Source organism: Methylophaga sp. OBS1, from assembly GCF_026319365.1.
Window position 1 is genome coordinate 532,925 of record NZ_JAPDMS010000001.1, and the last position, 13,204, is coordinate 546,128.

At 46.2% G+C, this 13,204-nt stretch carries 6 protein-coding genes and 1 pseudogene; 1 reads left to right on the forward strand and 6 read right to left on the reverse strand.

Going from position 1 to position 13,204, the window contains the following annotated elements; genetic code table 11:
- Positions 1-35: 35 nt before the first annotated feature.
- From OMQ46_RS02595 to OMQ46_RS02610, 4 genes and pseudogenes are all read right to left on the reverse strand, one after another.
- Positions 36-2,888 (reverse strand): EAL domain-containing protein, encoded by a 2,853-nt coding sequence (locus OMQ46_RS02595; protein ID WP_266235594.1) that lies wholly within the window; start codon positions 2,886-2,888, stop codon positions 36-38.
- A gap of 5 nt (positions 2,889-2,893) precedes the next feature.
- Positions 2,894-3,400, reverse strand: a complete 507-nt coding sequence (locus OMQ46_RS02600) for a prepilin-type N-terminal cleavage/methylation domain-containing protein (protein WP_266235596.1) — start codon at positions 3,398-3,400, stop codon at positions 2,894-2,896.
- 147 nt (positions 3,401-3,547) lie between these two features.
- A pseudogene (locus tag OMQ46_RS02605) lies at positions 3,548-4,681 on the reverse strand (methyl-accepting chemotaxis protein); the annotation flags it as partial.
- Positions 4,682-5,077: 396 nt separating this feature from the next.
- Positions 5,078-6,691: a methyl-accepting chemotaxis protein gene (locus OMQ46_RS02610; RefSeq protein ID WP_266235599.1), complete on the reverse strand. Its 1,614-nt coding sequence runs from the start codon at positions 6,689-6,691 to the stop codon at positions 5,078-5,080.
- Positions 6,692-6,999: 308 nt separating this feature from the next.
- Here OMQ46_RS02610 and OMQ46_RS02615 point away from each other — a divergent pair, with 308 nt between their 5' ends.
- Positions 7,000-8,613 (forward strand): AAA family ATPase, encoded by a 1,614-nt coding sequence (locus OMQ46_RS02615; protein WP_266235601.1) that lies wholly within the window; start codon positions 7,000-7,002, stop codon positions 8,611-8,613.
- Between the two features lie 156 nt (positions 8,614-8,769).
- Here OMQ46_RS02615 and OMQ46_RS02620 read toward each other — a convergent pair whose 3' ends face one another.
- Both OMQ46_RS02620 and OMQ46_RS02625 read right to left on the reverse strand, forming a co-directional pair.
- A complete protein-coding gene (locus tag OMQ46_RS02620; protein WP_266235603.1) occupies positions 8,770-9,810 on the reverse strand; it encodes a response regulator in 1,041 nt (346 codons plus the stop codon).
- A gap of 3 nt (positions 9,811-9,813) precedes the next feature.
- Entirely contained in the window at positions 9,814-13,161 is a 3,348-nt protein-coding gene (locus OMQ46_RS02625) for a PAS domain S-box protein (protein ID WP_266235604.1), read from the reverse strand.
- Positions 13,162-13,204: the final 43 nt, after the last annotated feature.

The following is a 13,204-nucleotide window of genomic DNA, read 5'->3' on the forward strand; positions in this document are numbered from 1 at the left end:
AGCCAGCAAGTTAGAAATCTAACAGTTAAGAAGGTTCATACAAAAGATGAAAGATCCAGTGTTTCTTGTTTTAGTAATTCGAGAAAGTCTTTTTCCGGTATCGGTCTGCTGAACCAAAAGCCCTGAAACAGCCTGCAACCATTGTTGAGCAAGAAATCTAATTGTTCCGGCGTTTCCACGCCTTCAGCTATCACTTGCATTTCAAGACCTTGTGCTAAAGCGATAATCGATTTGATGATAGCTTGGCTTTTTCGTCCCTGTTCTATATTACGAACAAACTGTTGATCGATTTTTAGCGTATTTAGTGGAAAATCTTGCAGATAAGACAGTGATGAGAATCCTGTACCGAAATCATCCATGGTTAAATCCAAACCTAACTCCCGAATGTCTTTCATGCGTCGGATACAGGTTTCCTTATCTGTAATAGCAACTGTCTCTGTCAATTCTAATTCAAGATAGTGGGGATCAGTCTGGGTTCTGTCCAAAATTTGAGAAAGATTAGTAATCAAGTCTTCCCTATTAAACTCAATAGCAGACAGGTTGACAGCAATAGGAACAACGGGCAGTCCTGTTTCAACTAAGTGATTGATTAATAGACAGCACTGTTCAAACACCCAACAGCCAATATCTATTACCAACAGTGTCTGTTCTGCTATTGGAATAAATTTAGCCGGTGAAATCAAGCCGAGCTCTGAATGCTCCCACCTTATCAGCGCCTCAGCGCCTACTACATCTTGATTGACATCATATTTAGGTTGAAGATAAAGTCTCAACTCATGATTTTTTATGGCATTTCTTAGTGCCCGTTCGAGCTCCATATTCTCGATAGCAAGCAAGGTCATTTCAGCTTGATAAAAGTTGAAAGTCCCTCTGCCCGATGCTTTTGCGTGATACATTGCAGCATCTGCATTTTCCAACATACTTTCAGGAGTCTCAGCATCATCCGGATAAACCGCGATCCCGATACTGGCTGTGATATGGAGAATCTGATCATTAATGAAAAAAGGCTCAGACAAAGCCGCTAGCAATTTTTCGGCAACGGCTGCCAGGTCTTGAAGTGCGTGATGTTGGTCCCCGGTATCCGTGAGTACGATAACGAACTCATCACCACTGATTCTGACCACAAGATCTGTCGTTCGTGAGCTATCAACCAACCGTTTCGCCACCTCAATGAGCAAGTTATCACCCATGGCATGGCCCAATGAGTCATTGATATTTTTGAAGCGGTCCAAATCTATGAAAAACAGGGCGAAAATCGAATTGTCACGACGTGCCCGAGCGATGACCTGCCCTAGACCTTCATGAAGAACCCTTCTGTTTGGTAATCCTGTAAGACTGTCATAGTGTGCTTGTTTATAGAGTTTGTCTTCCCATGCAGCATTGGATAGTGCGACTGCTATCCTATCGCCAAAATTTCTGGCGACTTTTTTTACTTCTTCGTTGATTGAGGTCATGTCACGATATGCAAACCCAACTATCGCCGACAGTGTTTGTTCAACTACAACAGGAATAACCAGATAATAATAAGGTTTGGATTTCATTACCTTCCTGATGTAGGAGTATGGTGGAAGTTCTTCTGCAGACAGAGTTACATAATGTCCACCCAGTGCTTTTAATTTTTCCAAGTCTTCATCAGACAGAACGCTGGGGTTATCGACAGTTTCAATAGGCTTACTGGAAATACGGTAATGCAGCTTTTCTAATTTCGGCGACTTTGGTTCAAGCGTGGCGATTGCCATCATACTGGCATTCAAAATAGGAAGCAGTCTGTCCAGTGCCGCCTCTATCACCTCGTTGGCATCACGTGCAGACAGAATCTGCCTGTCAATTTCAGCCATGGTCGCCTGAACTTCAAACTGCTTTCGAAGCTGATCAGTCATTTTGTTGAATGAATTGGCTAAAGAATAAAATTCATCTCGGCTTGCGACTTCAACCTCATACGAAAAGTCACCCTGAGATAGCTTTTCTGTTGCGACCTGCAATTCTGTTAGAGGTGATAAATAGCGGGTAATAAGCTTGGTGATCAAATAGAGAATAATCAGAATGACCAAACCAACGATGGGAGGATATATGGACTTGAAGTATCTACTGGCTGATAGCGCCACTTTTTCAGGTTTGAGTAAAACAATTACCGGTTCAGGAGAGTGAAACATATTGCGTAGTGGAGCATGCCAGAAACTACCAAAGTAAGCTTCCCGATGTGTTTCTGCAGTTGACCACCTGAAAGAACCACTGACCTGCTCCAGGATATGCTGCTCAACTTGATCTGAGAGTTGAGTGTCGTCTAATGTGGTAAACCAGAGTTCACCATTTTTCCCATAAACCATCAACTCATTCACACCTAGTAGCTCCCTCTCCCATATTGAGTCGTGAAAAAAACGTCCCATCAGGTAGCCGTCTTGAGACGCTGAAAGAGGTACAATGACCCATATTGAGACGGTACCATTTTTTTGATCAGTGGTTGTGATAACAACCTCATCGCTGTTCAAGACAGCCTTGTCTTGGGCATTGAGACTGGGCAAGAGAGTCGGCTGCCCTTTGACAAACCACTCCATATCATTGCTGTAGTGAACTATATGACTGAAAAGTTCTGAGGTATTGTCAGTGCTGTATGGATCAATGATTTGGCCCTCATTATGTAAAGCACTGACTTTGCTTTGTAGGACACGTAATGCTGTCTCGGCCAGTTGAATTCTGGCTATCAAACCCAACGCATATTCTTTACTGCTTTGTCTCAAGTCAGAAAAGGCACTCTGCTCAAGCTCCTCTGTGACTTGATGAAATGAAAGTATCCCGAGAAGCGAAACAGGAATCACGGCCGCAAGTACAAAAGCCCATAGTAGGCGTTTAGCAACAGAGTTCTGGGTAAAGAGCGACCGAGTGAGCATGAAAGCTAAAAATCTCGGGCCAGTCCGATGAACTGACCGTCGCGTGCCAGGATAACGTCATCGAGGCTGTCTTTGTTGGAAATCTGTTTTTTAGTCACCCCATCTTCTCCCATACTGTAAAGGTCATATTCAGTATTGATGGGGTTTAGCTTTCTGTCTTTTCTAACCTGCCCCATTACCCCGGGACCTGCATTTGCGATATTCAGGTAAACAAATTGATTCCCCCATGGGTCTTCACCATTATTAGGCAGATTTCCCAAATCCGCCAGTCCAGCAGGGAAACGATTTGTTTCTACAAAGTATCTTTCAATACTGCCTCGTATAGTTTGTAAGTACCCCACGGCAATCTGATTGTTGACATCACGACGATACTTTTCATAGCTGGGAACCGCTATCATCGCAATCACACCTACGATGGCAACAACCGTCATCAACTCGATTAACGTTAACCCAAAACTTGCTTGAAACGGTCTTGTTAGTTTGATGTAGTTTTTTGTGGTTTTACAGTTCATTACAAACCAAGGTAAGTGCTGTTCATAAATTTACCAACCCCAGACTGGTCAGTGAAGTTCAGCAGTTAGTTAATATTGTTGCCTTTTTATAATGTTAGACACTGCACTGACAATTTCATCTGAGCCTTTTTTTATACTAGTCAGTGTATTTTGTGTGTGCGAAAGTTGCTCATTACATCCTTCCACCAGATCATGGATTGCTTCCATGTATTCAGATGACTTCTCAGTCAATTGACTGTTTTTTTGCACAATTTCGCTGATTTCTACTGTAGCATCTGAAGTATTGGAGGCAAGCTTTCTGACCTCGTCAGCGACCACCGCAAACCCCTTGCCGCTCTCTCCTGCCCTCGCCGCTTCTATTGCCGCATTCAGTGAGAGCAGGTTAGTTTGTGAAGCAATCTGAGAAATCGTAGTGACTATCTCTGAAATTTGTTGAGACTGCTGAGCTAACTCATTCATCACCTGAGCAGCTTTATCTACTGTGTTAGATATATTTATCGCGGTTTTCGAAGCAGTATCGAGTTGAAGAATACCTTCCTCCCCCACATCCAATGTGTTTTGTGCAGTTTGATAAGCCAGCTCTGTTGTCTTGGTTAGCTCGTTCCTCTGATTGATACGCTCGGTTACATCACTGGCAAACTTCACCACGACCTCAACACTACCATCGCTATTCACCACCGGGTTATATGTGGCTTCAAGCCAGATAGTCTGACCGTATTTATCCAATCGTTTGAATAAGCCTGATTTAAACTCGCCAGCAGCCAGACTTCGCCAGAAACTCTCATAGTCTTCGATAAACTCGTCCGGACAAAAAATACGGTGTTCTTGTCCACGAATTTCATCGAAATTGTATCCAACAACAGTACAGAAATTATGATTTGCGTCGATAATCCGACCGGTATGATCAAACTCAATAAAGGCAAGAGAGCGCTTGAGCGCATCAACCAAGGCACTCTGGTGTTTGAGTTGTTCATGCTCCTCTGTGACATCATTAGCAATCTTGATGATTTTATAGACCTCGCCATCATCATTTTTTACTGGAAAGTAGGTCGCATCAAGCCAGACATCGGAACCTGTTTTAGTAATACGGTGAAATACGCCTTTCTTAGCTTCTCCAAGCGCTAAATCTGTCCAAAAGGATTCATACTCTGTTGATGAAGAATAATCATCTGTGCAGAAAACACGATGGTGCACACCTCTGAGCTCATCTAAGCTGTATTGCATCAATTCAAGGAACAACTCGTTCGCTGAAATGATATTTCCATCAGTAGAAAATTCAATAAGGGGGATGTATTCGTTGAGAGCCAGCAAAGATTGTCTGGTATCGACCTTTTGTTGTTCTGATATATCGATGTTTCTATCTTTGTTTTTCTGTTTTGTGCGACTTATTTTATTGAACATCGTTTTTACATCTAAATAACACGTTAGCCTCTCATAAGTATTGTCAATTTTGTGTCAATTCTTAGTGACAATCAGCATCAGATTTTCAGTGATCTAACTGAAAAGGAAGGAAAGTACTTTTGGCTTCGTATGCAAGCCACTCCAGAGTGCTCTCGGCTCCACCTGACTCATGATAATAGGTTTATTCGAAGCGCTAACAGGACTTTTGAATTACCTCTGGCTTAACCTGTTTCGAAAGATTATGCTCGGGGGAAAGACTGCGCTTTGGCGAAGCCGTTATACTTTGAAACGCCCCATCAATTTAGCCATGGCACCTGAGAAATCTCGGATTTCTTGTGACAGCAGATCACCGGTTTCTGCGACTTCTCTGGCCGACTCTGTCTGTTGGTTGAGGCCGTGCAGATTTTTACTGATTTCATCGCCAACCGCCGTTTGCTCTTCAGTTGCTGAAGCGGTTTGCGTTGCCATGTCGTTTACACGCTCCGATGAGTGTTGGATACTTCTGAACACTTCTCTGGCTTCATCGAAAGACTCTGCGGTTTCATCGGCGTTAACTTTACCCTGGTTGATTGCCGTGGAAGATTCCGACACGGCCTGTTGCAGTTGTCCAATGATCTCATTGATATCATCCGTGCTCTGCTGTGTCCTATTGGCCAGCGAGCGAACCTCGTCAGCGACCACGGCAAAACCGCGACCATGTTCACCGGCACGGGCTGCCTCAATCGCGGCATTCAGCGCCAACAGATTCGTTTGTTCAGCCACACTGCGAATGACATCCAGGACAGAAACGATATTCTCGGCATTCTGCTGCAGTATGTTTGAACAGCCCAGTACCCGCTCCATATCCTGACTAAGCGCATTGATACGTTCATCTGCCCGTTTAACAACTTCCATACCACGTGAAGCAAAACCTGCTGTTTGATCGGCTTCAGATGCCGAATTCGTGGCGACTTCTGCCATTTCTTTGTTCGCCAGTGACATTTCATGTACGGCACTGACGATAGATTCAGTGGAAAGATTAAGGTTTTCGTTAATAGATTTTGTCTGCTCAGATGAGGCAGATAACTTCGAGGTAAGGCCTGTGAGGCCGTTGACCTGCTCAAGAATATTTTTGACCAGTTCCTGCAGGTTACCCACGAACTGATTGAATGCACCTGCCAGTTGACCAAATTCATCGCGTGAATCACTCTCGATTCTTGCCGTCAGATCACCATCCCCCGTTGCTATCTCGTTGACGCGTCCAATCAGTTTATTCAAATCATCAGTGAGTCTCTTGGGGATGATATAGCTGAAGAACAAGGACACCGCCAGCACCAATAAGACCACCGAGATAGTAATCAGCAACATTTTTTTGATGTCTGCACGCACCGCCTGATCCAGCGCTTCAAACTTGACTAACAGGGCTTCACCGGATTTATCCAGCAAGTCACGTAATGTGGTAAAAGCTTCCGCTTCCAATTCGGCTTGCCGGTTCACGCCAATCGAATTTTTTCCCATACTCACCAGCTTGTTAGCCTCTTCCAGCCACAGCTCGTAGGCGTTATTGAAGGCCTGTTTATCGCCCAGCACTTCCGGATAGTCCGACATAAACTGGCTGAATTCGACATAACGCTCTGCGACCTGGGCCGCATTTTCAGCAAAGTCAGCCCGTGCCTGTTCCATATCTCCCTCACCATGCCAGACATCACTAGCAGCGAGCTTGGCTTGGTAGAGGTCCCTGTCGGCATTGAGTATCGTCGCGTTGGCAGGCATAAATTGCGTACTTAAACTCTCAATAGCCTGGCTTTGCATTCTGAGCATCAGTGTGAACAGAACGATGACAACGATGAGGGTGATGNCCATNGCCAGGACGGGCAGCGAAGTTTTGATGCGTATGCTGTGAAGATTCATGCTTTGAACGCCTTAAAATAGTGTGGTTCCATGTAGTTAAGCGGCGGATTTCTGGAAATCTTTAACCTATTTCACTGATAGCATCCTTTCTGTGTCAGGATGATGACAGGATCTTTATTATCGACATCTTAAGCTGTGGCATCATTGTGAAAGGGAGTCACAGCGTCACTGATAGAAGCCGTGCTAAAACCTAGCCTGATATCGCGTGAGATGACCTTATTCGGTCAGGCTATGCGCGATAAAAACGCTGCCGTATGAACTAAGCTGCGCTGCCCCGGTCTTTTTTTCTTTCAATACAGGTCAGACAAGTGTCATTTATTGTTTCTCACGACTTCATCAAAGCAACGCAACATCCCGAACTCGCGCCATACCGTGAGAGAGTGATGCGGGAAGAAGCTGACCAGCGTGGTTATATCAAAACCACGGAAATGGAAATTGAGCCCCGGCAATTATCGCTTGCCGCATTGCAGAATATGGCTGAGGTCGCTAAATCACTGGACGATGTGAAATCATCGCGTGCTATCGAAGCTATCCTGATGGCGCGTGATGGTGAATTTGATTCCCCCCTCCCCAATTTCAAAGCCTTTTCCTCCACACTGGAAGCTTATCTCAAACATAAACTGATTGATGGCTGGGTCTATCTAAAAAAGGCCGACGGCAAACTTTACCCGGCCCTGGTAACCGATTTCAGTTACAAACCGGCCACCGCCCATGCGGAAGAATCCCTGCTGATGCATGTCTGTCACCTTTCGCCCAACCTCAAGAAAGGCTATTTCGGCTTCGAGCATGACTACATCGCCTTCAGCCCCGGTGATGTCAACAGAAAACGTATCAATGAAGCTTTGGCGCTGAAACAGGTTTATAAAGAAACAGATGCACTGAAAGCCGACTATGAAGCGAGTTATGCCCGCTATTGCCGGGAAATAAAAGACCAGTTTTCCGAGCAGTTTATTGCCAGCGGCTCGATCTACACCGACAAAACCCAGGCTAATTCCGATGGCACACCCATCGATACCAAAGTCATTCATGATATGGCGGCCAGTGATGTCAAAACCTATTCACAGTTAAGAGAATCCTGTCTGGTCGAGGGCGAGGATAATGTACTGGCGATGCCCGAATGGCCGTTACTCCGGGTGTTTAATCTTAAAACACAGGGTTTCGTCTGGATCCACGCTGATTACCTGACACGTTACCACTATGACCTATCACTAAAAGACAAACTAATTCTGCCTAAAACACATCATGATCTGCTGGATGTACTCACCAGCAATGTCGATATCTTTAGTGGCGATATTATTGAGGGAAAAACGGCCGGCAATGTGATTCTCTGTAAAGGCGTGCCCGGTGTCGGTAAAACCCTGACAGCAGAGATTTATTCGGAACTGATTCAGCGGCCTTTGTACCTGCTGCACTCCGGATCCCTAGGCACCAATGCCAAAGATATCGAAGCCAATCTTCGTGTCATTTTTGCCCGTGCTGAGCGCTGGAACTGCGTGCTGCTGCTGGACGAAGCCGATGTATTCATTGTGACCCGCGGTAATAACATTGAACAGAATGCGATCGTCGCGGAATTCTTACGAACAATGGAATATTTCAGCGGCTTGCTGTTTATGACGACCAACCGACCTTCCGATATTGACGAAGCCATCATCTCTCGATGTGCTGCGATTATAGAATATCAAATCCCGACCCCGGAAAATGCCGCCCGCATCTGGCAGGTATTCGCACAGCAATATGAGTTTGACTTATCCAGGGCATTATTGGCCCAGTTACTTGCCACGTTTCAGGAAATCAGCCCAAGAGATATGAAGATGCTGCTAAGACTGGTATTGCGGGTGTCGCGCAATATGAATGTCGAACCGGATATTAACGTCTTCCGTCAATGTGCGATGTTCCGTGCCATTAAAATTACTGACACCTGACAACACATTCAACGAGACCTGGCGTCAATCTAATCAAGAGTAGCCCCCATCCTGGACAAATTTCAGTGGATGTCCTTGGTTTGCTGAGATGTTGTTAAACTGAAACGTTATAGATCAATGAGCCAGCAAAGAGCTCGGACATAAACCAGATAAAGGCTATGCTTCTGTCGCCGCGGTCTCGGCAAACTTTTCAGTTGCTACGCCCTGCTCTGACAATTGCGCCTTGATTGCCAGTATCTCCGGTAATTCTTGCTCAATTAAGGGGGGCAACGCCGGATCGAAATGTTTACCAGACTGCGACTTGATGAATTCGAGCGCATCTTCTACTGACCAGGCTTTTTTATAGGGTCTTTCACTGGTGAGTGCGTCAAATACATCGGCAATCGCCACGATTCTGCCTTCAATGGGTATGTCTTCGCCTTTAAGACCGCGGGGATAACCGGAGCCGTCCCATTTTTCATGGTGGCTGAGCGCCACTGAATGTGCCAATTGAATCAGCCTCGAATGTGAGTTAGCCAGGATCTCGGCACCGATCTCGGCGTGTTTTTTCATTTCCGCATATTCTTCATCGCTCAATTTACCGGGTTTGAGCAATATCCGATCGGGAATACCAATCTTGCCGATATCATGCATTGGTGCTGCCATCATCAGCTCATCAGCTGCTGTCTTGTCAAAGCCGTAAGCCATGGCAATAATTTTTGAGTAGTGACTCATACGCTGCACATGCAGCCCTGTCTCATTGTCTTTATATTCAGCGGCTCGCCCCAGTCGCTGAATCAAATCAATCTGTGTCTCATGAAGCGCTTCCGCACGAACCAGAGATATGTGTGTTTTGACCCTGGCAAGTACTGTTGAGGGCACCACTGGCTTAACGATGTAATCTACAGCACCAATCTCAAACCCCTGAGCCTCATCAACCGAATCCTGCAATGCGGTCACAAAGATAATGGGAATATGACTGTATTCCGGGTCAGCTTTGAGTCGTTTACAAACCTCAAGACCGGTCATTTCGGGCATCATGATGTCGAGAAGAATCAGATCCGGGCGTTCCTTAGCAACGAGCTCCAGCGCTGCCTGTCCTGAGCGTGCAAAAGAGAGTCTGTAGTCATGCTGCAAAACCTGTCTCAGCACTCTTAAATTGGCCGGCTCATCATCAACAATCAGGATTTTCGGCGAGGATGCATTTCTTAGTGTCATGACTTAACCCTTCGTCAGTTGCTGCTTGATGCTATCAAGATGATGTTGTGCTGTTACAAAGTCGAATTCATCCAGGGCATTTTGTACGCCCTGCGCCAGACTGTGGAGATCCGCTTTAATGCCATTGACCAGTTTATCTACCATGGACTCATCCATTTCACCCAACCCCGTCAAGGCTGAGAGCTGTTCTACCAAATCGAGTGTGTCCGATTCAGTCAGTGTCTGACTCTGGCGGCTGTTTTTTTGCTCCAATTGATGCAGTTCAGCTAACGCTTTCACTTCCAGCGCTAATGCCGACATCGCCTCCTGCAGCGCTTTTATCTCTTCGCTGCATTGCTCACTATCGCTATTCCCCGCCTGTTGCTCCAGACTGATCGAGATCTGATAAATTGCAGTGAGTCCCAGATTACCAGACAAGCCTTTGAGCCGATGCGAATCGGCCTTTAAGGCTGCAAAGTCGGATGCTGCAGCCAGATTCAGCAGATGCGCAGGCAGGTCAGCATGCTGGTTTAAAAACCGGCTTAACTCCTCAACGTAGGTGACGTGACTCCCCCACAAATCAAGTCCCTGCTGAAGGTTGATTTGACCACTATGGTCATCCACCAAGGTCTCGGGTTCAATGTCATCATCAGCAATGCTGATTCCCAGCACTCTGGCCATTTCCCGGGTCAAAGCATGTATATCCACCGGTTTATGAGCAAAGCCATTCATGCCGGCACGTTTCGCTTCCATTTTGTCCTCTGACAGCACACTTGCAGTCAAGGCCACAACAGGCGTTGGACTCAAATCATTTTCAGCTTCATAATCCCGAATCAGTTTTGTCGCGGTAAACCCATCCATCACCGGCATTTGCAGGTCCATCAGCACAATATCCGGTCGAATGTCTTTGAATAATGCCAAAGCATGTTCACCATTTTCTGCCTGAACCGTTTTATGATGTTGGCGCTCCAGTAATAGTGTCAGTAAGGTTAGATTTTGTTCAATGTCATCGGCAATGAGCACTGTCTGAGGTGGCAATGAGAGCGGTTTTCCTTCTGAGACGGGCTCGATCACCACGTCGGTTTTCTGCAAAGGCAGTTCAAAGTAGAAAACACTGCCAACACCCAACTCGCTTTTTGCATACAACTCGCCGCCCATCAGTTCGACGAGTTGTTTCGATATGGTCGTTCCCAAACCGGTTCCACCGAAACGGCGACTCATGGAAGCATCAGCCTGAGAAAATGGTTCAAACACCTGCGCCAGGGTAGTCGCATCCATACCGATACCGGTGTCTTCTATCACGAAGCACAGTTGTTGTTGCGGGTTGCTCGACACACTGAGTTTAACCCCGCCTTTTTCCGTAAATTTAATGGCATTACCGACCAGGTTGATCAATACCTGGCGCAGACGACTTTCATCGCCGATATAGCTTGGATGAATATCGCTGGGAATCTCAAAATTAAGATATAAGCCTTTATTTTTGGCTTGCAGCCACAGTGTAGAGACCACCGAATCGACCAGGCGTGTCAGGTGAAAAGCCGACTCATCCAGTTCTAATTTATCTTTCTCCAGCTTGGCACTGTCCAGCACATCATTGAGCAAGTGCATCAAAGAGCGGGCTGATTGGCTGATCGTTTTGAGGTGTTTTTTGTCTTCCACCGACAAGCTGTCGGCGTCATTCAGAATATCTGTGAAACCGATAATGGCATTCATCGGTGTGCGAATCTCATGACTCATGTTGGCCAGGAATCTCGCCTTACTCTCCGCTGACAGCTCTGCTGCTTCCTTGGCCTCGATGAGATTGTGCTCCATTTGCACTCTCTCGCTGATATCGAGAATCAAACCATCTATCCATAATGGTTTGTCATCCTTCCAGATGACAGAGCCATTCTCCAGTACCCAGATATAGTCTCCATTCCTGTGCTTCCAGCGAAACTCAACGGTGTAATTAGATTTGCTCTCAAGTGCTTGCGCCACTGCCTGATCCGTTTTCTCAACATCATCAGGATGAATCAGGTCGGAAAAATGAATCCTGCCTTCATAAAAGTCTTCCGGATGCCAGCCGCATAAATCAAATATGGCGTCACTGACCAGCACGGCGGTCCAATGCTCATCCAGAAGACAACGAAAACTGGCGCCGGGAATATTTTTGATCAGTGAGCTGTATTGCTCTTCGCTTTTCCTGAGCTTTTCCTGCATTTCCCAGCGTTCAGAAATATCAGTCACAAAACTCACAAACATGGAGCCCTGTTCTTTTAACTGGATATGTCCAAGCCCAAGCCGTACCGGAAAGATATGTCCATCTTTATGCTTGGCAAACACCTCTCTTGCCTGTCCACTTATCTGCGTCTGCCCGGTTTTCTGAAAATTGAGTAAATAGCCCCGGAACTCTTCTATCGCCTCGTCAGGAACGAGTCGGAAAAATGACTGACCGATGATGTCTGAAGGCTGCCAGCCGAAAATGTCAGTGGCAGATTGATTGAAGTCCTGAATAATGCCGTTACTGTCTATAGTAAAAATACCGTCAACGGCCGTGTTCATCATTGTTTGCAGACGACGCTCATTACTGGTTTTCTCAACCAGTAGCTGACGGTAACGTAGCTGTGAAGCGATGGTTGCAGCCAGGGCTGAGATGATTAAGGTTGTGAAAGCAACAATGTAGGATAATTGCTGGTGTTCCTGATTCATTGCCTGATGAATAACCGTCACATCAATATCACTAAACCTGGCGCCAGCCATACCGGTGTAATGCATACCAGAAATGGCAATGCCCATGATAATCGCACTGATCGCATTGATCAGGTTTGCAGATAAGTTCTGGGAGAACTGAGAAAGATAATAGCGAACTGACAAGGCGACAAAGGCAAGCACAATGGCGACGACAATGGAAGCGAAAAACCAGGCCGGCACATACTGGAGCTTGGCCTCCATTTCCATCGCCTCCATGCCTGTGTAATGCATCATGCCGATACCAGCACCCACAAACAGGCTGCTGTAAACTAATTGCCAGAACGTCAGCCTGGCTTTCATCAGTATTTTAAGCGTGATGTAAGTCGCTATCAGACTGGGGATGACTGACAAAAATGTCAGTGTCAGGTCGTAGCCCACATGCCCACCGATGTCGTGGGCCAGCATTCCGACAAAGTGCATACTCCAGACACCAGCGGCCATGATGCAGGCACCCGCAATCACGGCGATATGTCGCTGTCGTTCGACAAGCAGGCTTTGCGCCATAGACGCAAAATGCAGAGCGATAAACGATGCAACCGCGGCAACTATCACTGACAGTACAACTAAGGTGTAATTGTAAGACCCTGTTATATAATTCTGTTGTTCTTGCGGGGCAATAAAAAACGCGTCGAGCCAGTTCATTCAGGGTCCTGATGGTGTGTTGTACCTCAATGTGCAACAGTCG